This is a genomic window from Flavobacterium esculini (assembly GCF_048284325.1).
Lineage (GTDB): Bacteria > Bacteroidota > Bacteroidia > Flavobacteriales > Flavobacteriaceae > Flavobacterium.
This window is the reverse complement of sequence record NZ_JBLVPI010000005.1, coordinates 115157-139098: the sequence shown is the minus strand read 5'-3', so window position 1 is coordinate 139098 and position 23942 is coordinate 115157. Positions and strand designations below refer to the sequence as shown.

General features: G+C 33.1%; 23 protein-coding genes. 18 read left to right on the top strand and 5 right to left on the bottom strand.

All coding sequences use genetic code 11. The annotated features are described in order from the left end of the window. Nucleotides 1-7: 7 nt before the first annotated feature. The 4 genes from ACNQGG_RS06390 to ACNQGG_RS06375 form a co-directional block, all read right to left on the bottom strand. Entirely contained in the window at nt 8-1285 is a 1278-nt protein-coding gene (locus ACNQGG_RS06390) for an NAD(P)/FAD-dependent oxidoreductase (RefSeq protein WP_417962264.1), read from the bottom strand. A gap of 321 nt (nt 1286-1606) precedes the next feature. Next, complete coding sequence (locus ACNQGG_RS06385; protein ID WP_417962261.1) at nt 1607-2944, bottom strand: DEAD/DEAH box helicase; 1338 nt, start codon at nt 2942-2944, stop codon at nt 1607-1609. Nucleotides 2945-3083: 139 nt separating this feature from the next. Then, nucleotides 3084-4628 carry a DEAD/DEAH box helicase gene (locus ACNQGG_RS06380; protein ID WP_417962259.1) on the bottom strand — a complete coding sequence of 515 codons (1545 nt, stop codon included), beginning with the start codon at nt 4626-4628 and terminating at the stop codon, nt 3084-3086. Nucleotides 4629-4735: 107 nt separating this feature from the next. Beyond that, complete coding sequence (locus ACNQGG_RS06375) at nt 4736-5263, bottom strand: DUF6155 family protein (RefSeq protein ID WP_417962256.1); 528 nt, start codon at nt 5261-5263, stop codon at nt 4736-4738. Between the two features lie 147 nt (nt 5264-5410). On the opposite strand from ACNQGG_RS06375, the gene ACNQGG_RS06370 reads away from it, so the two are divergent. The 3 genes from ACNQGG_RS06370 to ACNQGG_RS06360 are packed head-to-tail and all read left to right on the top strand — an operon-like array spanning nt 5411 to nt 7366. After that, nucleotides 5411-5695, top strand: coding sequence for a DUF3817 domain-containing protein (locus ACNQGG_RS06370; RefSeq protein WP_417962254.1), 285 nt, complete (start codon nt 5411-5413; stop codon nt 5693-5695). Then, nucleotides 5688-6941, top strand: coding sequence for a mechanosensitive ion channel family protein (locus ACNQGG_RS06365; protein ID WP_417962252.1), 1254 nt, complete (start codon nt 5688-5690; stop codon nt 6939-6941). The genes ACNQGG_RS06370 and ACNQGG_RS06365 overlap by 8 nt, the downstream gene beginning before the upstream one ends. A 32-nt stretch (nt 6942-6973) precedes the next feature. Further along, nucleotides 6974-7366, top strand: a complete 393-nt coding sequence (locus ACNQGG_RS06360) for an ACT domain-containing protein (RefSeq protein ID WP_417962250.1) — start codon at nt 6974-6976, stop codon at nt 7364-7366. A gap of 21 nt (nt 7367-7387) precedes the next feature. Here the strand turns inward: ACNQGG_RS06360 and ACNQGG_RS06355 are convergent, their stop codons facing one another. Next, nucleotides 7388-7771 carry an acyl-CoA thioesterase gene (locus ACNQGG_RS06355; RefSeq protein ID WP_417962248.1) on the bottom strand — a complete coding sequence of 128 codons (384 nt, stop codon included), beginning with the start codon at nt 7769-7771 and terminating at the stop codon, nt 7388-7390. A 69-nt stretch (nt 7772-7840) separates the two neighbouring features. Here ACNQGG_RS06355 and ACNQGG_RS06350 point away from each other — a divergent pair, with 69 nt between their 5' ends. The 15 genes from ACNQGG_RS06350 to ACNQGG_RS06280 all read left to right on the top strand — a co-directional run bounded on the left by ACNQGG_RS06350 (nt 7841) and on the right by ACNQGG_RS06280 (nt 23937). Beyond that, nucleotides 7841-8245: a glyoxalase gene (locus ACNQGG_RS06350; protein WP_417962421.1), complete on the top strand. Its 405-nt coding sequence runs from the start codon at nt 7841-7843 to the stop codon at nt 8243-8245. 227 nt (nt 8246-8472) lie between these two features. After that, nucleotides 8473-9186 carry an esterase family protein gene (locus ACNQGG_RS06345; protein WP_417962246.1) on the top strand — a complete coding sequence of 238 codons (714 nt, stop codon included), beginning with the start codon at nt 8473-8475 and terminating at the stop codon, nt 9184-9186. 18 nt (nt 9187-9204) lie between these two features. Next, entirely contained in the window at nt 9205-10152 is a 948-nt protein-coding gene (locus ACNQGG_RS06340; RefSeq protein WP_417962244.1) for an ATP-grasp domain-containing protein, read from the top strand. 119 nt (nt 10153-10271) lie between these two features. Then, entirely contained in the window at nt 10272-11378 is a 1107-nt protein-coding gene (locus ACNQGG_RS06335; protein ID WP_416858532.1) for a carboxylate-amine ligase, read from the top strand. 41 nt (nt 11379-11419) lie between these two features. Continuing rightward, the gene (locus tag ACNQGG_RS06330) at nt 11420-12250 is read left to right on the top strand and encodes a type 1 glutamine amidotransferase (RefSeq protein WP_417962242.1); all 831 of its coding nucleotides are present in this window, start codon (nt 11420-11422) and stop codon (nt 12248-12250) included. A gap of 15 nt (nt 12251-12265) precedes the next feature. Continuing rightward, entirely contained in the window at nt 12266-13456 is a 1191-nt protein-coding gene (locus ACNQGG_RS06325) for a hypothetical protein (RefSeq protein ID WP_417962241.1), read from the top strand. 482 nt (nt 13457-13938) lie between these two features. Continuing rightward, nucleotides 13939-14499, top strand: a complete 561-nt coding sequence (locus tag ACNQGG_RS06320) for a gluconate 2-dehydrogenase subunit 3 family protein (RefSeq protein WP_417962239.1) — start codon at nt 13939-13941, stop codon at nt 14497-14499. Nucleotides 14500-14604: 105 nt separating this feature from the next. Next, a complete protein-coding gene (locus ACNQGG_RS06315) occupies nt 14605-16308 on the top strand; it encodes a GMC oxidoreductase (protein WP_417962237.1) in 1704 nt (567 codons plus the stop codon). A gap of 10 nt (nt 16309-16318) precedes the next feature. After that, complete coding sequence (locus ACNQGG_RS06310) at nt 16319-17482, top strand: Gfo/Idh/MocA family protein (RefSeq protein WP_417962235.1); 1164 nt, start codon at nt 16319-16321, stop codon at nt 17480-17482. A gap of 35 nt (nt 17483-17517) precedes the next feature. After that, nucleotides 17518-18570: a sugar phosphate isomerase/epimerase family protein gene (locus ACNQGG_RS06305; RefSeq protein WP_417962233.1), complete on the top strand. Its 1053-nt coding sequence runs from the start codon at nt 17518-17520 to the stop codon at nt 18568-18570. 94 nt (nt 18571-18664) lie between these two features. After that, nucleotides 18665-20131 (top strand): Gfo/Idh/MocA family protein, encoded by a 1467-nt coding sequence (locus tag ACNQGG_RS06300; RefSeq protein WP_417962231.1) that lies wholly within the window; start codon nt 18665-18667, stop codon nt 20129-20131. 59 nt (nt 20132-20190) lie between these two features. After that, nucleotides 20191-20835 (top strand): 3-keto-disaccharide hydrolase, encoded by a 645-nt coding sequence (locus tag ACNQGG_RS06295; protein WP_417962229.1) that lies wholly within the window; start codon nt 20191-20193, stop codon nt 20833-20835. Nucleotides 20836-20897: 62 nt separating this feature from the next. Next, nucleotides 20898-22136, top strand: a complete 1239-nt coding sequence (locus ACNQGG_RS06290; RefSeq protein ID WP_417962227.1) for a nucleoside permease — start codon at nt 20898-20900, stop codon at nt 22134-22136. Between the two features lie 12 nt (nt 22137-22148). After that, nucleotides 22149-23042 (top strand): hydroxypyruvate isomerase family protein, encoded by an 894-nt coding sequence (locus ACNQGG_RS06285; RefSeq protein WP_417962225.1) that lies wholly within the window; start codon nt 22149-22151, stop codon nt 23040-23042. 19 nt (nt 23043-23061) lie between these two features. Continuing rightward, on the top strand, nt 23062-23937 hold the full coding sequence (locus ACNQGG_RS06280; protein ID WP_417962223.1) for a sugar phosphate isomerase/epimerase family protein: 876 nt from the start codon (nt 23062-23064) through the stop codon (nt 23935-23937). Nucleotides 23938-23942 lie beyond the last annotated feature (5 nt).

Sequence of the window (23942 nt, the reverse complement as noted above, 5' to 3'; positions counted from 1 at the left end):
GTTTAATTTATTCTTGTTTTTCTGATTTTGCTTTTTTATCAGGTCTGATAATCATACGTAAAGATTGATCTTTTGCAAAATAAGCAATCATCCAATTGAAGAATGTTTTTATCCTGTTGCGATACGTTATCAATGAAATAAGGTGAATGAATAGCCATATTACCCAGGCAAAGAATCCTTTGAAATGCATTTTGGGTTTAGGTAAATCAACTACAGCCTTATTTTTCCCTATAATAGCCATTGATCCTTTATCGTTATACTTAAAGGGTTTTAATACCTTACTCTGGTTCATTAACTTAAAGTTATTTGCCAAATTTATTCCTTGTTGAATAGCAACTTGTGCTACTTGCGGATGTCCATTAGGAAAATCTGCATCTGTAAGTTGAATACACGTATCTCCTATAGCAAAGATATTTTCGGTACCATTGACTTTATTAAAAGCATCGGTGGCCATTCTTTTTCCGCGACCATAACTTTCTGCAGGAATTCCTTCGAAAATTTTTGCTGAAACTCCAGCAGCCCAAATTAAATTTTTGGTTTGAATCGTTTCTCCATTTCCAAAATATACCGTATCATCAATATAATCCACCACTGTAGTATTTAATTTTACTACAACGCCCAATTTTGTTAGTGCCTCCAGTGTATCTTCCTGTGAAGCTTTACTCATTGGAGATAATACAGCATTAGCTCCATCAACGAGATAAATATTACTTGCTGTAGTACTTAATTCCGGGTATTCTTTTAATAAAATACTTTTACGCATCTCAGCAAACATTCCTGATACTTCAACACCAGTAGGCCCACCACCGGCAACTACAATTGTTAAGAGTTTTCTGCGTTCGCGAATGTCTTTGCAAATGGCTGCTTTTTCTAAATTTTTAAGCAATGTATTACGCATCACAATGGCATCATTCAGCGTTTTCATTGGAATAGCATTTTTCTTTACATTTTCCATTCCAAAATAACTCGTTTCAGCACCTGTAGCAAAAACTAAGTAATCATATTTTAATTCCCCATTGTTGAGAATAATTTTATTTTCTGAAGGGTTTACTTTTAATAAGTTTCCCATTCGAAACTGTAGATTTTTTTTACCGGAAAAAAATTTTCGGAAAGGGTAACTGATACTGGAAGGCTCTAAAAAAGCGGTAGCAACCTGATATATAAGTGGTGGGAAGAAATTATAATTGTTTTTGTCAACGAGCGTTACATTAATTCCTTTTTCGTTTACTAATTCTTTAGCAAGATTTAATCCGGCAAATCCTCCTCCGATAATAACAATTTCCATATAATAATTTTGATATAGTTTTATAAAAAATAATTGTTACAAAATTACATAAATTATAGAGGAGACTCGAATTATTAGTACTAAAAAAGGGTTAAAAAAACGGCTATTTCACTAGTGTTTTCTGGATTTTTCTATTTTATCCTCAACGAAAACGATAGCGTTGAAAAAGCTGATAGTGTCTATTTTATTTTTGTTAGACAGAAGTATCCTTTTTTTGTTTTAAATATAAAATTTTCAAAACAGAATTTTTACAGAAAAAACCATTACATTACTTTTTAAAGTGATGCAATGGTTTTCTAAATTGTAATAGAAAAGAATTTTTTACTTCTTTTTAAGCTTTTTGACGGGCTTTTCTAAAGGTTCATTTTTGTTTTGCAACAAATAATTAGCCAATAACTTCTCAATTAATTCATCTTTAGTCAAATGATGAAAAACTGTTTTTATTTTGGTCTTAAGTTCTGCATCAACATCATGGTTGGGCTTGGTTTTAAAGATTTGTTTTGCCCACAATAATGTGTTGTTTTCTTCGATACTGGCAACCGTTGGTTTTTTGAACTGGGTAAATTTAATTCCTAATTCTTTTTCGAAATCAGCAATTTCTGCCACTTCTTCCGGTTGTAAAACCGTTAGAGAAAGTCCCTTTGCTCCTGCTCTTGCAGTTCTTCCGCTACGGTGAACGTAAGCTTCATAAACATCAGGCAAATGATAATTAACAACATAAGAAATTTCCTTAACGTCAATTCCTCTTGCAGCTAAATCGGTAGCTACTAATATATTGATATGTCCTTCACGGAATTGCTCCATGATTCTGTCTCGAATTCCTTGTGATAAGCTACCATGTAATGCTCCTGATGAAAACCGGTTGATGGCCAGATTTTTAGCTAATTTATTGACAGCAGCTTTCGTTTTACAAAAAATAATTCCGCGTTCGCCCTCTTTAGTATTTAAGAAATGCATCAAAACATCGAGTTTTTCAATTGGATCAACTACAATATATTCGTGGTCAATGCCTTGATTCCCTACTGTTTCCATATTAGCACTAACTTGAACTACGTTTTTGTTTAAGTAGTTTTGAATCAGTTGTTTTATGGTTCCTGGCATGGTTGCCGAGAATAAAAAAGTATTGTGAGTTGCAGGCAATTCGGCAATAATTTCGTCTAAGCCTTCTTTCAATATGGTCACCATTTCATCGGCTTCATCGAGCACTAGGAATCTGGTTTCTTTTAAGTTTATCGCTTTGCGCTGAATCAAATCTATTAAACGTCCTGGTGTTGCCACGACAATATGTGTAGGCAATGTAAGCCGTTCTATTTGTGGTTTGATTGGAATTCCTCCGCAAGTTGCTGCAATAGAAACTTCGGGTAGGAATTTAGCAAAAGATTCTAAATTCTTAAAGATTTGTTGTCCCAATTCTCTTGTTGGTACAAGAATTACTGCTTGTATAACAGATAAATTGGTATCTATTAATTGTAAAATAGGTAATCCAAATGCCGCTGTTTTTCCAGTACCCGTTTTGGCAAGTCCAACCAGATCTGTTGTATTTGATAAAAGCAACGGAATTGTTTTTTGTTGAATTTCTGTGGGTACAGTAAATTTCAATTCATTTATTGCTTTTAATATGGGTGCTGAAATTCCTAAATCAGAGAATTGCTTTGGCATTTTTTGGATTTTATAATTTTATAAAAAAGTTGTTTTGTAAACGTAATTTTTAGCCCCGATGGAAACGGCATCCTGTTGTGGCGGGGTTCGCCACAACAGATATAGTGTACAGCGGGATTAGCTCCTTGAAAAGAAAATATTAATCTTCATCAGGTTCGTTCATGATTTTCTCACGATATTTTTTCCCCGTTAACAAAATTAATTTTAATTTGTAATCGTCAACAAGCCATTCGCGGTAATTTTTACTGCACTGACTCAAACATTTAGAATACCGTTTGATGCGACAATCGATATCATCATCTAACAGTTTTCCCAATGCTTTAGCTTCTTGTAAAGTCTCCGAATTATCAACACACATAGCAGCATGCTGGTCCAACGATTTTTCAAGCACTTCTTTTGAGCGTAAATTTTGCTTGATGATGAGTTTATGCTCTTCATCGACATCAAAAGTTACTACTTCTGTTTTGCTGAATTTTGCGCGTACATCAGGTGGCATATTGTATTTGAAATATAATTCAATTTCCGTATCATCGCGTAAATTTTCCAGGTAAAACTCCGGTGATTTAAAGATGTGTTGCCAGTTTACCGGCTCACTCCACAAGCCAAATCGGGCTGCATTATTTCCTAAATCGATTACATTAAAAATATCTTTATTAGGTAGTTTCCTGGAACCACGACCAATCATTTGATAATATAATGTCAATGATTTTGTCGCTCTATTTAAAATTATAGTTTCTACAGTAGGCTCATCAAAACCGGTGGTAAGAATTCCAACGGATGTTAAAATAGCATCTGGTGTATGCTTAAACCAATGTAAAATATCTTTTCTTTCCTCGTTATTACTGGTATTGTCCAAATGACGAATCGCATAACCGGCTTCTCTAAAAGTTTCATATACATATAAAGAGGTATTGATACCATTATTGAAAATCAAGGTTTTCTTACCCAGAGATTTCTCCGTATAGGCATGCAATAATTTTTCCTGCATGGCCATATTGGTATATAAATCATCCGATGATTTAACGGTGTAATCACCATTGATACCTACTTTTAATGAAGTCAAACCTACATCATAACTATAAGTAATTGCTTTGGCCAAAAAGCCATTTGCAATCAAAGAACTAATCGTATCTCCTACGATTAATTCATCGTAGCTTTCATGCATTGGTAATTTAATATTCGAGCTTAAAGGCGTTGCCGTAACTCCTAATATAAAGGCATTTTTGAATGAGCTTAATAATTTTCTAAAGGAATTGTAATGTGCCTCATCGATGATTACCAATCCCACATTATCTAAATGTAATTTTTCGTCATTGATTCTATTTTTCAACGTTTCTACCATGGCAACAAAACAGGAATAATCGTTTTGATCCGGAAGTTCTTTTACTTTACTGTTGATTATTTTGTTTTTTACGTCAAAACCCTTCAACATTTTTGAAGTTTGCTTACACAACTCAATTCGGTGTGTTAAAACAACTACCTTTTTATCATGTTGTGATAAATAACGACGTACGATTTCTGAAAACACTACTGTTTTCCCACCACCAGTAGGCAATTGGTATAACAAATGATGTTGAGGAGGAGCATTATCGATACGTTCAAATATGGCGTCAATGTCGCCTTTTTGATACGCATATAGTTCTTTTTTGTCTTCGATTTCTATTTCTAAAGTGTTTTGCGACATTGCTTATTGTTGGATTTTTGCAAAAATACGCCTAAAAAACAGTTTAATTGTCAATTTTTAATTAAAAAAAAACGATTGATTAAATAAAATTGAATTATACAGCAAACTTAATATTCAAATCGCTCTATAATTGCATTGAATTCGGGTTCATTGTACCATTTTTGTGTTATGGTTTCGTTATGAATAGCTAAAATCCTTGTTTTAAAATCATTTAGGATTCCATTTGCTATCAAAAAAACAACGGCCTGTTCAAAAGAATTAAACATACTTTTGAAAAACAAGTCTTGTTTTATAATGTGTTCCGAGGAGAATGTTTGTGCAATTTCAATATTGTAGAGCATTACATCACCAATTATAAAGGGATCTACTCCCAAGAGCGTGAAATGCTTGATGTATTTTTGGGCAACGGAACGCCTCATTTTTGGTTTGCTCCGCCTTCCCGCCTTTTTCAAAGGATAATATTCATTTGAAATTTTGAGTTTGCATTCCTGCAAAAGTGTTTCTTCCTTTGGATTGAAAACAAAATTATAATAGACTTTTACCGGACTAAATTTCTCGTACAATTCGATAATCTGTTCTTCGAGTTGTTCTTTATTAAGTTCAGCTAAGTATTTTTTTAAATCGCGTTTGCTCATTATCAAAGTTTAAGAATACAAAAGTAAATTACTTTAGTAATGAATACATCCAAAATCAATGATAATACTTAATTTTGCCATAAATAAAGCATTAAGAACGGTTCTTTGGTTCTTTTTTTTTACTTTTAAACTTCAAATTTAATTTTTATGCTTAGATTTTTTAAGATTGTTGCCATTCTCGAGGGAGTTTCCTATTTGGTTTTATTTTCAAATATGCTTATTGTAAAACCTACAAATTTAGTGTTGTACAAAACACTTTTATATCCAATAGGAATGGCACACGGCGTGTTGTTTATTACCTATATTATATTGGCAATAGTATTGAAATTTAGAGAAAATTGGGATTATAAAAAATTTGGGATTATTGGTATTGCCTCAATAATTCCTTTTGGTACTTTTTACATGGAAAAGAAATACCTGAAAAATGTATAAATTCATAGAAAAAATATTCACTTTTCTATATCCTATATTACGGAAAATAGGATTTGGGAGTAGTTTTTCAAGCTATCTGAGTTTGATTTTAAATATTGCCTTACTATGTGCAATAGCTTACGGTATATACATCCTTTTCAGACTTATTTTAGTTACTTTAATGATTGTTGTTGCCAAGAAAACAAAAACTAAGTTTGATGATTTGTTGGTTACCAACAAAACGGCAAAATATATTGCCCATTTAATCCCGTTACTATTTATTTACAAATCAGTTCCTATAATTTTAGATCGTTTTGAATACTGGGAAGGTGTTTTTGGTAAATTGGTAGGAATCTATATTGTAATGCTAGTGCTGTGGATTATACGAACTATTTTCAATGCATTAAGAGATTATTTAAAGTTAAAACCAAGATACAGCGACAAACCCATCGATAGTTTTATTCAGGTTATTATGATTGTGCTTTGGATGGTTGGAATTACTGTTATAATTTCGAAGCTATTCAATATCGATCAAAAAGAACTATTGACCATTTTAGGAGCGGTTTCCGCTGTGATTATTTTGATTTTTAGAGATACTATTTTAGGTTTTGTATCTAGTGTCCAAGTATCTATAAACGATATGGTTCGTATAGGCGATTGGATCACAATGGATAAATTTGGAGCAGATGGAGATGTTATTGAAATTAATCTAGCTACTGTAAAAGTTCGAAATTTCGATAATACCACTACCACTATTCCTACATATAGTTTGAGTTCTGATTCTTTTCAAAACTGGCGCGGCATGCTTAATTCTGATGGGCGACGCATAAAAAGACACATTCTTATTAAAACAGGCAGTATTCGATTTTTGGAAGAAGCCGAATTAAACGAATTAAAAAAAATCCAACTGATTTCAGATTATATAGATACTAGAAAGTTAGAAATTGATACTTTTAATTCGAATAATAAAATCGATAAATCATTGGCAATCAATGGGCGTAATTTGACTAATTTAGGCCTGTTTAGAAAATATATTACCCAATATCTTCATCATTATCCGGGATTGAATAAAGATATGTTAATGCTTTGTCGGCAATTGCAATCTACTTCTCATGGTGTTCCTCTTGAAGTTTATGCTTTTTCGCATGACAAACGATTTGAAAATTATGAATACATCATGTCCGATATATTTGATCATATTATTGCTTCCGTAAAATATTTTGATTTAGAGATTTTTGAAGGAGTTAGCGAAAATGTAACGGATTAAAAATAAGAAAATTTAAATGCATTCTATATTAAATGAGCGGAGAAAAAGACTTAGATAAGTTGCTTAAAACAATTAAACCGGAACATATTTCAGGAGAATATGTTTTTTGTGTGGTTCATGATTTGGCAAATCTAAATCTTAACGATATCATTATGACATTCAAAGAGCAGGAAGGTACTACAATAGTAATCAAGAAGGAATTTGCCGATAGTCTAAATTTAGAATATTCTTTTATTGCTTCTTGGATTACTCTAACGGTTCATTCTTCTCTGGAAGCTGTGGGATTAACCGCAGCTTTTTCTAATGCTCTTTCACAGGAAGGAATAAGTTGTAATGTGGTAGCCGCTTTTTATCACGACCATATTTTTGTCGATAAAAAAGACACTGATAAAACAATGGAAATCCTTAATCGATTTTCAAAGTAACAGCGAAAATATCAATTCTAATTACAAACGATCCTTAACAAATTCAATTTCTGTTTTCCCGTGTGCTTTTGGTTTTCCATCAGTGCCCAAACTTACCATTGTAGTATGGTCAATTGTGATAATTGTTTCACGTGTCATCATGTTTCTGGCTTCACATTTTAGTGTAAGCGAAGAATTTCCAAATTTGACAACATCAATACCAATTTCTATAATATCGCCTTGTTTTGCTGAACTTCTAAAATTGATTTCAGACATATGTTTAGTGACAATTCTTGTGTTTTCTAATTGGATGATGGTGTACAAAGCTAATTCCTCATCAATCCAAGCTAATAATTTACCTCCAAATAAGGTTCCGTTTGGGTTTAGATCTTCCGGTTTTACCCATTTTCTAGTGTGAAATCTCATAATTTTTCTTTATATCTGCAAAAATAAACTTTTCTTATGGCTATTTTCTTTATTTTTAAAGAAAAAACCATGAACGAACGCGATACTTTTTTAAAAGAATTCCGAGGACAAACAATAGGATCCGTAACTAATCAATCTTCAACAGAGGAATCATTTCAAAATGAAGTGCTTAGGCCAATTTTGAAATTGCAAAACGATTTATTCATAGCTTCATTCATTAATTATGTAGTAAAAAACAAAGCTGATTTTTATGGTTACACTAGCGAAAAAAAATTATCGGTTATAGAAAATGCTATTCAAAAAGACATCAAGTTTAGAAATGCTTTAAAAGGAATGATAATCGCATTATTCACAGCCGATGAATATACAGAGTATATAAAAAATTCCTCTAATATCAACAAAAGGATGATGAGTATGCTTATCGAACGATTAAAAAGCCAAGTCCAATTATTTGAAATCAATCAAGACATGTAATCTGATTTGTTTATATAGTCACTTAAAAGCACTATTTATAAATCGTGATATGTTAAATCGACTGAATTTGTTGTCTATACTTTAAAAAACAGATGCTTATTGATGTAAATATTACCATTTAATTATGATTTAATAATCGCAATGTTTTTTATAATAAATATTAGTTAAGTAAAATTATTTATGCTCTCCGCTCGGATTTTTTCATTATAATTGTTAAAAATAAAGTTATGAAGGAAGAATATTTCAAATGGCATTCACCCAATCTGGGCAGGGATATTGAAATGCTGGTTTTTGGACATGCAGGATACCCTGTTATTTTATTTCCTACTTCTATGGGCAGTTTTCATGAAAATAAAGACATGGGGTTGATTGATTCTGCGAAATGGTATATTGAACAAGGTTTAATCCAAATATTTTGTCCAGACAGTATCGATAAAGACAGTTTTTACAATAAACAAATTCATCCTGTACATCGCATAGAAAATCATGTTAGGTATGACAAAATGATTTGTCATGAAGTCGTTGAAAAAGTAAAAAACAATACTTCTTCCGGTAAAGTTGCTGTTGCGGGTTGTAGTTTTGGCGGGTATCATGCCGCTAATTTTGCTTTTCGACATCCAGGTTATGTAAGTCATATGTTTTCCATGAGTGGTGCTTTTAATATTAAGAGTTTTTTGGATGGTTTTCATAATGATGATGTGTTTTACAACAGTCCCGAGGATTATTTATACGGACTCGATGATCATGAATTGTGGAATATGGATGTCGTTCTTGGAACTTCAAATTGGGACATTTGTTTTGATGCGAATTTAAAACTAAGCAAAGTTTTAAGTGACCGAAACATCCATCATTGGCTGGATATTCGTCAGGAGCGAAAACACGATTGGCCAGTTTGGCAAGAAATGTTTCCGCATTATTTATCAAGAATTAAATTTTTCTAAAATTATAAACGTATCAAGATGAAAAAAATAGGAATTTTATTTGGAATGGAAGACACCTTTCCGCAAGCATTTATAGATTGTGTAAACTCAAAAAATGAAAAAGGAATCATTGCCGAAGCAGTTGCTATTGAAAAAGTAGTTCAAAACCAAGATGGAGAATATGCTGTAATTATTGACCGAATTTCACAAGATGTTCCTTTTTATCGCGCTTATTTGAAAAATGCTGCCTTAACAGGAACTAACGTTATTAACAATCCTTTTTGGTGGAGCGCTGACGATAAGTTTTTCAATAACGCTCTCGCTGATACTCTTGGAGTTCCGCTTCCTAATACGGTTATACTTCCGTCTGCGGAACATCCTACAGATACCACCGGAAAATCATTCCGAAACCTAAAATACCCAATGGATTGGGAAGGAATTTTTGATTATATTGGATTCCCAGCCTATATGAAACCGTATGCCGGTGGCGGTTGGAAAAACGTATACCGATTGGAAAACAAAGAAGAGTTTTGGGAGAAACATCAAGAAACTGGGCAATTAGTGATGATGTTACAAGAAGAAATTGTTTTTACGGAATATTTCAGAGTGTATTGTTTGGGCTGCAAAGCGGTTCGAATTATGCAATACGAACCAAGAAATCCACATCATTTGCGTTATGTGATTGATGGGCCACCAGTTGATAAAAAATTATTAGCAACTATAAAGGACTATACTTTACGCCTTTGTAAAGGATTGGGATATGATTTTAACACAGTTGAATTTGCTGTTCGTGATGGTATTCCTTATGCGATAGATTTTGGAAATCCTGCTCCTGATGCTGAATTGACTTCGGTGGGTGCCGAAAATTTTGAATGGGTAGTTGAAGAAGCTGCAAAAATGGCTATCGCTGCCGCAAAAAAACAAAAGCCAGGTAAAATCAATCTTACTTGGGGGACTTTTATTAAAGACGCCGTAGCTGTAAAATAATTATAGATAAACGGAATTGCCTAGCCCCGATTGCAGTGAAAATCCTTTCTATTCCTGATTTTTTCCAGGAATAGAAAGATTGAAACGAAAAGCGGGAAATAGCTCCTAAAAAAAAAATAATGAAAAAATTACCCGTTTTTACACTTGGTGTAGAAGAAGAATATCAAATTATAGATCCGGTAACAAGGGATTTGCGTTCCCATTTGTCTAAAATTGTGGATGGCGCCAAAATAATTTTGAATGAACAGGTAAAGGCTGAAATGCACCAATCGGTTGTGGAAGTAGGTACTAATATTTGTAATAGCGTCACTGATGCCAAAAACGAAATTAGATTTTTACGTTCTAAAATTGTTGAGTTAGCCGATAAACAAGATTTGATTGTGGGTGGTGCCGGGACGCATCCTTTTTCGAAATGGCAAGACCAGCCGATCACCGATGATCCTCGTTATCATGATATTGTAAATGAATTGCAAGATGCGGCACGTTCCAATTTAATTTTTGGGATGCATTGTCATGTAGGTATTGAAAACCGGGAAATTGGCTTGCAATTGATGAATCAGGCGACTTATTTCTTGCCTCATATTTTTGCGCTTTCTACGAATTCCCCTTTTTGGGAAGGACGACAAACGGGTTATAAATCCTTTAGAACAAAAGTTTTTGATAAATTTCCAAGAACTGGATTACCCGAATATTTTGATTCGGTAGGATCGTATGAGAATTATTTAGAGACATTGGTAAAGACCAATTGTATCGATAATCCGAAGAAAATTTGGTGGGATTTACGTTTACACCCGTTTTACAATACGATTGAATTTAGGATTTGTGACATGTGTTTAACCGTTGATGAGACGATTTGTATTGTTGCAATTATTCAGGCAATTGTAGCTAAACTCTACAAATTAAACATGAATAATACCAGTTTCAATATTTATCGATTGGCATTGATTAAAGAAAATAAATTTCGTGCTGCCCGCTATGGAATTGATAATAATATGATTGATTTTGGATTGCAAAAAGAAGTGGAAACCAAGATGCTTATTCTGGAATTGCTTGATTTCATTGATGATGTAGTGGATGAATTAGGAAGTCGTGAGGATATTAATTACGTGCATGAAATTTTGAAAAACGGAACTGGAGCAGATAAACAATTAGTTATTTTTGAAGAAACGGGAGACCTTTGTAGAGTGGTTGATTTTATAACTGGTGAATTTACCAAGGGATTGTAAAATATAAATTACCTTTGTGCATTGTTTTTTAAAAATTGTGTATGCCTAATAAGATTATAAAAATAGCCCTTTTAGATATGTACAACGGTGAACCTAACCAAGGAATGCGTTGTATTATTGATGTAGTGAATCGGTTTAGTCCGGTTATGAGTTTCGAAATATTTGATGTTCGGGTTAAATGTGAATTGCCTGATATTAATAAGTTTGACATTTATATTTCAACTGGAGGTCCTGGCAATCCATTAATTGGAGATGGAAACTGGGATGTAAAATATTATGAATTTATTGATTCATTGAACAAATGGAACAATGAAAACGCAATTAAAAAACATGTACTATTTATATGTCACTCTTTTCAAATGGCATGCTTGCATTTTGGATTAGCTACAGTGACCAAAAGAAACGATACTTCTTTTGGTGTTATGACTATTCATAAAACAAAAGAAGGGCTTGTGGATCCACTTTTTGAAGGATTAGCGGATCCTTTCTATGCGATTGATTCTAGAGATTATCAGGTTGTACAACCTAAGTTGAGTATTTTTGCTAAAAAAGGAGCTAAAATCATTTCTTTGGAAAAAATTAGAGACCATATACAATACGAACGTGCAATCATGGCAGTTCGTTTTACTGAGTATTTTGTAGGCACTCAATTTCACCCGGAAGCGGATCCAATCAGCTTTGTTTCCCATTTGAGAAATAAAGAATCAAAAGAGAAAATTAGAGCTATGAAAGGGAAAAGAAAGTTTAGGAATATGTTGGAAGATTTATTGGATGATGATAAAATATACAGAACCAATGAAACTTTGATTCCAAATTTCCTTCGAATAGCCATTAATGACTTGATGAAAACAAAGAAAATGCTTTCTAATTAATACCATCCATTCCAAATGATTTCAAAATATCGGGAGTTATTTAATACTCAATTTACAGAAAAAAAATATCAAGAACTTAAAGATGATATTGCTTCCGATTTCAATTATATGCCTACTTTTCGATTGGGTGAGACGCCTTTTTTTATTTCAAATGAACTAAAAGAACAATTGATTGACGGAAGTAATGAAGTTATAGCTTTAATTCAAAATAAATCCTTTAAGTTGCTTACAAACAAATCATTAGAGCTAAATCATAAAGTTCCAAACGAAGACGAGCACACTACTTTTTTAGCAATTGATTTTGGAATTTGTGAAGAAGATGGAGTGATTATTCCTAAACTTATTGAAGTACAAGGATTCCCTTCTTTGTATAATTATCAAATTAATTTGTATGAAAAATTTAAGAATCAGTATCCTTTTCTTAGTGAATTAACTCCTTTTATTAATAATATTGAACAACAGGAATATCTAGATATACTTGAAGAAGCGATTTGTAACAATCATCCAAAAGAAAATGTTATTCTTCTTGAAATAGAACCGGAGAAACAAAATACAAAAATCGATTTTTATTACTGTCGCAGAGATATTGGCATCCCAATAGTTTGTGTTACTGAACTTATAAAAAAAGGAAAACAACTATTCTACAAAAACGAAAAAGGAGACGAAATTCTTGTAAAACGAATTTATAATCGGGTCATTTTTGATGAATTGGATTTACGCACGGATTTAAAATTGAATTTTCATTTCTCAGATGAGCTTGATGTAGAATGGGCAGGCCATCCCAATTGGTTTTTTCGAATCAGTAAATTTATTTTACCTTTCCTCAAAGGGAAATATTTTATAGAAACTACTTTGTTAAGTGAGCTCAAAGAAATTCCTAAGGATTTAGAGAATTATGTTTTAAAACCTTTATTTTCTTTTTCAGGAACGGGGGTTATTTTTCATGTAAAAAAAGAAGACATTGAAGCTGTAGCTGAAAAAGAACTTTATATTCTTCAAAAAAAGGTAAACTACCTTCCTATTGTTCAATCACCTGACGGAAAAGTAAAAGCTGAAGTGCGTATGCTTTGTGTTTGGAAAAAAGAGGACGCCGCTCCTACGCTACTTTGTAACTTAGTCCGACTGAGTCGCGGTGAAATGATCGGCGTAAAATTCAATAAAGATAAGGATTGGGTCGGTGGTACGCTGGGATTATTTGAAAGATAGATCCGTTTTATTTTGATAGTATCGCATAATTAAAATAAATTCATTTTTTGTTTCATGAATTAAATATTAAAGTATCTTTTTTTTTTGCAATAAATCTCCTTTATATTATTTCTAGTATTTAAATACTTTTTAAGATTAGTTTTTTGAAGTAAATGTCATTTTAACACATTGACATTAATTTCAATGAAAATTTTATTTTATTTTGTAATATAAAACGTATTAAATTTACTCGCAAATACCTCCTGAAATAATTTTAACCGTAACAGGTATTTTTAAAACCTATCTTTTTTCTTATTTTAATTGATTAGAGCTGCTCTTTAATGATTTTTTTAAAGTGATTTCCTTAATAATTTACAAATTGTTGAATTCTATCAATAAATTAACAGTAAAAAAATGAATCTATCTTATTTTTATTTATTATTGTATTGTTATAATAAATGAATAATATTCAATAATCATTAATACTTTTAATAATTTAGTAAATGGATAGACGTAGAGCAATCAAAAACTTGGCGTTGGTGTTGGGAGGTGTCATCTCAGCAACAACAGTTGGAATTTTAATTAAAGATATTGTAGTTCCGGACAACGAAAATAGTAAGGTGTCATTTTCTACCACAGACGAAGCTCTTTTGGCCGAATTTGCTGATATTATTATTCCAACTACAAAAGCTGCACCTGGAGCAAAAGCTGCTGGTTTAGGGGCTTTTATTCCTATGATGATTAAAGACTGTTATCCTGCAGATTTACAACAAACGTTCTTTACCGGAATGAAAGAGATGGAAGAGAAATGTCAAAAAGAATATAATAAAAATTTCATTGCATTGTCCACTGAAGAGCGTGTTAAAATAATGGAACAGTTAAGAACCGAATCGCTTGTAGATATTAAAAAACCTTCCTTTTTTATTCTTGCCAGAGACTTAACAATTCTTGGATACTTTTCATCGGAAATTGGTTGTACACAAGCACGTGAATATATTGCAGTTCCTGGTCGTTATGACGGAAATGCGGATTACAAGCCCGGACAAAAAGCTTGGGCTACTTAGAAATTAATTGCCGATAGAAATCCTTTATAATAAATTATTTAGGATTTTAGCACATTAATTTTTTCGAAATATTATCTTCAAATTAACCAAAAAGAACTCCCTAGAATGAATATAAATTCAAATTTAAAAGAAGAAAATACTTATGACGCGATTGTTGTAGGTTCAGGAATAAGTGGTGGTTGGGCTGCAAAAGAACTAACTGAAAAAGGATTAAGAGTTTTGATGTTAGAACGCGGAATGAACATTGAGCATATTAAAGATTATGATACTGCCATGAAAAATCCATGGGAATTTAAACATGCCGGTAAACTTACAGAAGAACAAAAAAGAACACATCCTGTTCAATCCAGAGATTATCCATATAGCGAAGCAAATGAAAAATGGTGGGTAAACGATCTAGAATGCCCCTATACTGAAGACAAGCGTTTTGACTGGTACAGAGGATTTCATGTGGGAGGAAAATCATTAATGTGGGGACGTCAGAGTTACCGTTTAAGTGATCATAACTTTGAAGATAATGCTAAAGATGGTCATGGTAATGACTGGCCTATTCGCTATAAAGATATTTCGCCGTGGTATGATTATGCAGAGAAATTTGCAGGAATCAGTGGGCAAGCAGAAAATTGGCCTCTTTTACCAGATGGTATATTTTTACCACCAATGGATTTGAATTGTGTGGAGAAGTCCGTTAAGGAAAGAATGGAAAAACATTACAAAGGCACCCGTATTCTTACTATTGGGCGTACTGCCAATTTGACTGTTCCCCATAATGGACGTGGAAGTTGTCAATATAGAAATTTATGCAGTCGCGGTTGTCCTTTTGGAGCTTATTTCAGTACACAATCAGCTACTCTTCCTGCCGCTATGGCAACTAAACGATTAACGGTAAGACCCTACTCTATCGTAAATCATATCATTTATGATAAAGATACCAAGAAAGCAAAAGGGGTTATGGTGATTGATGCAGAAACAAATGAAACTATGGAGTTTTATGCTAAAATTGTTTTTGTAAATGGTTCAACTTTAGGTTCAACATTTATTTTATTAAATTCAACTTCAGAAGCACATCCGGAAGGATTGGGTAATGCCAGTGGTCAATTAGGACATAACTTGATGGATCATCATTTCCGTTGTGGTGCTTCAGGAAAAGCAGAAGGCTTTGAAGATAAATATACTTATGGGCGAAGAGCGAATGGTATATATGTTCCAAGATATCAAAATATAGGCAATGATAAAAGAGATTATTTAAGAGGTTTTGGTTATCAAGGTGGTGCCAGTAGAAATCCTTGGCATGAAGAAGTTGCAGAATTAGCTTTTGGTGGAGATTTTAAAGATAAAATGAGTCTACCGGCTGATACATGGAATATGGGATTAGGTGGTTTTGGCGAAATGTTACCTTACTATGAAAATAAGGTTTATATCAACCATGACAAAAAAGACAAATGGGGCCAATCGGTATTAGCCATTGATTGCGAATACAAAGAAAATGAGAAAAAAATGCGTATTGACATGATGAATGATGCAGCAGAAATGCTTGAAGCATCAGGAATTAAAAATGTAGAAACGTATGATAATGAATGTTATCCTGGAATGGCCATTCATGAAATGGGAACTGCCAGAATGGGTAATGACCCTAAAACGTCTGTTCTAAACAAATGGAATCAAATGCATGAAGTAAATAATGTATTTGTAACAGATGGTTCTTGTATGCCATCAATTGCTTGCCAAAATCCATCATTGACCTTTATGGCATTAACGGCTAGAGCTTGCGATTATGCAGTAAAAGAATTAAAAAAAGGGAATATTTAGTATACAAAAGATGAATAGAAAATTAAAAATGGGTATGGTCGGTGGTGGCCAAGATGCATTTATAGGTGCCATTCACCGCTTAGCTGCCAATATGGATGGACTTATAGAATTAAGTTGTGGTGCATTGAGTATAAAACCAGAAACCGCAATTGCATCAGGAAAAGCTTTGTTTCTTTCAGAATCAAGAATATACCTAACTTATGAAGAAATGTTTAAAGCTGAAGCAGCGTTGCCAGCTAATGAACGAATGGATTTTGTGACTATTGTTACTCCCAATTTCGCTCATTTTGCACCTGCTATGATGGCTTTAGATTATGGTTTTAATGTTGTAATCGAAAAACCAATCACTTTTTCATTAGAAGAAGCCAAACTTTTAGAACAAAAAATAAAAGAAACAGGATTAATCCTTTGTTTGACACATACCTATTCTGGTTACCCAATGGTGAAACAGGCGAAAGCCATGGTCAGAGAAGGAAAACTTGGAAAGATTAGAAAAGTTTGGGTAGAATACCCTCAAGGATGGTTGAGTAAATTATCCGAAAGAGAAGGAAATGCACAAGCTGCTTGGAGAACTGACCCCACAAAGGCAGGGAAAAGTTCTGTAATGGGAGACATTGGTACTCATGCAGCTCATTTAGCGGAATATATTACCGGATCTAAGATTACAGATGTCTGTGCTGAATTAAATACATTAGTTGAAGGACGTGTAATGGATGATGACGGAGCCGTAATGTTAAAATTTGATAATGGTGCTAAAGGTGTTTTAATGGCATCTCAAGTTGCTGCAGGAGAAGAAAATGCTTTAAGAATCCGAGTTTATGGTGAAAAAGGCGGAATCGAATGGTTGCAACATGATCCCAATACTTTAATTGTGCGATGGTTAGATGAACCTGCACAAATTTTAAGAGCTGGGTCTAATTATGCACATTTATCCTCATTTGCTACTCATAATTGCCGTACTCCAGGAGGACATCCGGAAGGCTATTTAGAAGCTTTTGCTAATATCTACCGCAATTTTGCATTAACACTTGGTTGCAAACTAGACGGCAATGAGCCTACTCCTGAAATGTTAGATTTCCCTTCTGTTGAAGATGGATTAAGAGGTATGGCGTTTATTGATAACGTAGTAGTTTCAGCACATTCAGATAAAAAATGGACTCCTTACGTTTTGTAGTTAAAGGGTTTTCATAAAAAAATTAAAATAAATAAATGACAACAATACAAGGTCCTGCAGTATTTTTAGCTCAGTTTATTGGCGATGAAGCTCCTTTTAATTCCTTAGATGGAATTTGTAAATGGGCAGCCGATTTAGGTTTTAAAGGTATTCAAATGCCAACATTAGATACTAGATTCATCGATTTGCAAAAAGCAGCTGAAAGCAAAACCTATGCTGATGAATTAAAAGGTACCATTGCATCATACGGATTAGAAATCACGGAATTATCAACACATTTACAAGGTCAATTAGTAGCAGTTCATCCTGCTTATGATGATTTTTTTGACGCTTTTGCGCCAAAAAATGTACATGGAAATTCAAAAGCAAGACAAGAATGGGCTGTTCAGCAATTAAAATATGCTGCAAAAGCATCTCATAATTTAGGCTTAAATGCGCACGCCACTTTCAGCGGTTCATTACTTTGGCAGTATTTTCATCCATGGCCACAACGTCCACCAGGTCTAGTGGAAGATGGCTTTGCGGAATTAGCTAAACGCTGGTTGCCTATCTTAAATGAATTTGATCAAAACGGTGTTGATCTTTGCTATGAAATTCATCCCGGAGAAGATTTATTTGACGGGGAAACCTATGAAATGTTCTTGAAAGCTGTAAATAATCACTCCAGAGCATGTATTTTATATGATCCCTCCCATTTTGTTTTGCAACAATTAGATTACATTCAATATATCGATTTTTATCACGAACGAATAAAAGCATTTCATGTTAAGGATGCTGAATTTAACCCAACAGGAAAACAAGGTACTTTTGGAGGCTACCAAAGTTGGGCAAATCGTGCAGGACGCTATCGTTCCCCTGGAGATGGCCAAATTGATTTTAAAACTATTTTCAGCAAATTAGCGCAATACGATTATAAAGGTTGGGCAGTTATGGAATGGGAATGCTGTATTAAAAATCAAGAAGATGGTGCTCGTGAAGGTGCTGAATTTATAAAAAAGCATATTATAAAAGTAACTGATAAAGCTTTTGATGATTTTGCTGCGGTAGAAACGAACAAAGCATTTAATATGAAAAATTTAGGATTATAAAACAATCAAGGATTAATTCAACTTAAATAGTAGTAAAATCTAAAATACCAATAGCAAATTTCTATATTTCATAATAAACAATAAGTATCTTATAATGAGTATAAAAAAAGAAGACGATAAAGAAAATAAAATCATAACGAATCGTCGTGATTTTATAAAAACAAGTGCTTTAGCTGCTGCTGCATTTATGATTGTTCCAAGACATGTTTTGGGACGCGGTTTTGTAGCTCCAAGTGATCGTTTATTAATTGCCAGTATTGGTGTTGGCGGTAAGGGACAGTCTGATATTGCTATGTTTGATAAAAGTGGAAAAGCGAACATTGCTTTTCTTTGTGATGTAGATGATAGAAGAGCCTCTAAAAGTGTAAATGCATTTCCTAAAGCCAAATATTACAAAGATTGGCGAGAAATGTTTGACAAAGAACATAAAAATTTTGATGCTGTTTCAGTAGCAACACCTGACCATAATCATGCAATACAAACCCTCGCTGCTATGCAATTAGGCAAGCATGTTTATGTTCAAAAACCATTAACGCATGATATTTATGAAGCTCGTATTTTAACTCAAGCTGCAAAAAAATACAAAGTAGTAACCCAAATGGGGAATCAAGGTGCTTCTAACGATGGAACCCGTATAATGAAGGAATGGTATGAAGCCGATTTAATCGGAGATGTTCATACTGTATATGCTTGGACTGATCGTCCAGTTTGGCCACAAGGTATTCCCTGGCCTACTACAAAAGCAGAAATTCCAAAAGAATTAGATTGGGATTTATGGTTAGGAACTGCTCCTCAAAGAGATTATGTAGATAAATTAGTTCCTTTCAACTGGCGTGGATGGTGGGATTATGGAACAGGTGCTTTAGGAGATATGGGTTGTCATCTTATTGAAGCTCCTTTTAGTGTATTAAACTTAAAATATGCTAAAGATGTGCAATGTAGCGTTGGATCCGTATATGTTGATGAATTTAAAAGAGGTTATTTTCCACAAAGTTGTCCCCCTTCAAGCCATGTAACTTTAACTTTTCCTAAAACTAATAAAACGAATGGCGATGTATCCTTACATTGGATGGATGGAGGAATTCAACCTGAAAGACCTTTAGAATTAGAACCAAACGAAATTTTTGGAGACGGAGGAAATGGAACGTTATTTGTTGGTACAAAAGGTAAAATGATGTGTGACACATATGGAATGAATCCTCGTTTGCTTCCTTTGACAAAAAATCAAAATATAAATGTTGCCCAAAAATATGCCAGAGTGCATGACGGAGCAAATGGACATTATAAACAATGGGTTGAAGCTGCTATTGCCGGTCATGGCAAACAAGAATTAAGTTCTCCTTTTGAAATTGCAGGTCCTTTGACTGAGGCTTTGTTAATGGCAAATTTGGCCATCAGAGGATATGATATTCAAAGAGAAACTCTTGGAAAAATTAAATATCCAGGTCGATCAGTAAAATTACTTTGGGATAATGATGCTATGAAAATTACAAATTTTGATGATGTTAATCAATTTGTAAAACGTGAATACCGTCAGGGATGGAATAATTTAACTTTATAAAAGTACTTAAAGAAAGCATCATGATAAAAAAAATCCTAAGCTTATTAACATTAATAGTTATGATACAAATAGCAAATGCCCAAAATGAATTTAAACCACTTTTTGATGGTAAAACTACAAAAGGCTGGCATACTTATGGAAAAACTACTGTTGGCACAGCTTGGAAAATTGATGGAGGTATATTGTATTTAGATCCAACAGCAAAAGATAAAGATCAAGGCGGTGACCTTGTAACAGATAAAGAATACGCTAATTTTCATTTAAAGTTGGATTGGAAAGTAGCTCCAAAATCTAACAGTGGAATCATTTTTTACATTAGTGAGAATCCTGAAAAATACAAGAACACGTATGAAACTGGTCTGGAGATGCAGGTTTTAGATAATGACGGACATCCTGACGGAAAAATAATTAAACACCGAGCTGGGAATTTATACGATTTAATGAAAAGCGATGTTGAGCCAGTAAAAGCTGTTGGAGATTGGAATACCGTTGAAATAATAAGTAAAAAAGGAGAATTAACTCTTATTTTAAACGGAATAACTGTTGTAAAAACAACGCTCTGGGATGAAAACTGGAAAACACTTGTTTCAGGAAGTAAATTCAAAGCCTGGAAAGATTTCGGAACATTTAAAAAAGGAAAAATAGCTTTACAGGATCATGGTGATGCTGTTTGGTACAGAAATATTGTAATTAAAGAATTGTAATTCGGTAATTACTATTAAAAATAAAAACTATTAAATCATTTATGTTAACTAACCTAAAACCAATGAATACCACAATTCGAATTAAATTATCTATAATGATGTTCCTAGAATTTTTTATCTGGGGTGCATGGTTTGTAACACTTAGTACTTTTTTAAAGTATAATTTCAATGCAAATGGAGCTGAAACAGGATCAGTTTTTTCTACTCAATCTTGGGGTGCTATTATTGCTCCTTTTATTATTGGTTTGATTGCAGATCGTTATTTCAACGCCGAGAAAATTTTAGGTATTCTTCATCTTATCGGAGCTTTTTTGATGTATCAAATGTATCAATCAGAAGAAGTTGGAATTTTCTACACCTATGTTTTAAGTTACATGATTTTATATATGCCAACACTGGCACTGGTAAATTCAGTTGCTTTTAATCAAATGAAAGATCCTGAAAAAGAGTTTGCAAATATTAGAGTTTGGGGAACAATTGGATGGATATTAGCGGGATTAGCTATTAGTTTTATTTTTCATTGGGATACAATAGAAAATATTACTCAAGGAATGTTAAAGAATACTTTTCTTTTAGCGGGAATTGCAGCTTTAGCTTTAGGTTTATTTAGCTTTACCTTACCTTCAACTCCTCCTAAAGTTTCAACAGAGAAAATTAAAATTGGAGATATTATTGGTCTTGATGCATTAAAACTTTTGAAAGATAAAAATTTTGCAATATTTTTTATATCATCAATTCTTATTTGTATTCCATTAGCTTTTTACTATCAAAATGCAAATCCATTTTTAACCGAAGCTGGACTTGAAAATCCAACAGGAAAAATGGCTATTGGCCAAATATCAGAAGCTTTATTCTTATTATTAATTCCAGTATTTTTCACTCGTTTTGGTTTTAAGAAAACTATTCTGGTAGGTATGTTAGCTTGGGCTATTCGTTACGTTTTGTTTGCTTATGGTAATGGAACCGACTTGAGCTTTATGCTTATTATTGGTATTGCGTTACACGGTATTTGCTACGATTTCTTTTTTGTATCGGGTCAAATATATACCAACTCAAAAGCGGGTGAAAAATATAAAAGTGCTGCACAAGGTTTGATTACACTAGCTACTTATGGAGTAGGGATGTTAATTGGTTTTGCTATTGCAGGTTGGATTACTGATAATTACAGAATTAATGAAAAAACAGTAAACTGGGAAATGGTATGGATCATCCCAGCAGGTATTGCATTCGGTGTATTTTTACTTTTTGCCCTTTTATTTAATGATAAAACTAAAACAGAAAAGGAAATTCCTGCAGTATAAAAAATAAAAAATATGAGCACAAATTTAAATAGAAGATCGGCTATAAAAGGAATTCTCGCTGGAACAGCAGCGTTGAGTATTCCTTCCGGATTTTCTGCTTTGGCTATACCAAAAAACGAAACAGAAACACAATCAGGTATGTTAAAAGGAAAGATAAATCACTCTGTGGCTCGATGGTGTTTTAAAGATTTTGACTTAGAAACACTTTGTATCGAAGCAAAAAAAATCGGAATCACAGGAATAGATTTAGTTGGTCCTAAAGAATGGCCAACATTGAAGAAATATGATCTTGTTTCAACCATGTGTAATGGAGCCGAGATTAATTTGGTTGATGGTTTCAACGATATTAAATTCCATGAAACGCTAATAAAGAATTATACCGAAATGATTCCGTTAGTAGCAAAAGCAGGATATAAAAATCTTATTTGCTTTAGTGGAAACAAAAGAGATAAGACAGACGAGGAAGGTTGGAATAATTGCGTAGTTGGTCTGCAAAAATTAATTCCATTGGCTGAAAAGCATAATGTAACTCTGGTAATGGAGCTTTTAAACAGTAAAATTAATCATAAAGATTATCAATGTGATAAAACATCTTGGGGAGTAGAATTAGCAAAGCGTTTAAATTCTGAAAATTTCAAGCTCCTTTATGATATTTATCACATGCAAATCGATGAAGGTGATGTAATTAGGACGATACAAGAAAACCATCAGTATATTACACATTTTCATACTGGCGGTGTTCCTGGACGAAATGAAATTGACGAAACACAAGAACTAAATTATGTTGCAATAATGAAAGCTATTGCAGAAACTGGTTTTAAAGGATTTGTGGGGCAAGAATTTATACCCAAAAATCCAAATAAAATTGGTTCTTTGAAAAAAGCAATCACTATTTGTGATATTTAACTATTAAAAAAATTAAGTCATGATAAAAAGAAGAGATTTTATAATAAATAGTGGTTTGGCATTAGGAGCATTAGCAATAGCGCCTTCATTTGCTTTTGGAACTATGAAAAAAAATGTGGGTCTACAGCTTTACTCTTTAAGAGAAGAATTTCCTAAAGATGTAAAAGGCACTTTGGAGAAAGTAGCTAAAGCAGGTTTTAGTGAAGTTGAAACCTTTGGTTTTTCCGCAGAAAAAGGATATTTTGGAACATCTGTAAAAGATTTTCATAAGATTTTATGCGATAACGGTTTAAAGGCTCCAAGTGGGCATTATGATTTCAGTACCTTCATAAAAGATGATTCCGCTGATTTTTTAAAAGCTTCCATTGAAGCGGCTAATATACTTGATAGTGAATATGTAGTAGTACCTTGGCTGTCTCCAGATTTGCGTGGAAATGTAGGTGATGATTATAAAAAACTAGCACATAAAGTAAATAAAGCTGCTGAACTTTGTAAAGCTTCTGGTTTAAAATTAGCCTATCACAATCATGATTTTGAATTTACTAAATTTGGAGCAACAACTGGTTATGAAATTTTATTGAATGAAACGGATAAAAAATTAGTAGATTTTGAATTGGATTTATACTGGGTGGTTCGTTCTGGAAATGATCCATTAAAATTATTCAAAGAAAATCCTGGACGTTTTAAAATGTGGCATGTAAAAGACATGGACAAAGCAAAACCAGAATGGAATACTGAAATAGGAAAAGGTGCAATTGATTTTAAATCCATTTTTGCACAAGCAAAACTTTCAGGAATGAAACATTTCTTTGTAGAACATGAAACAAATTATTATCCAAATCCTATGGAATCTGTAAAAGCAAGTTGTGCTTACGTTAAGGAGAATTTACTCTAAAAACT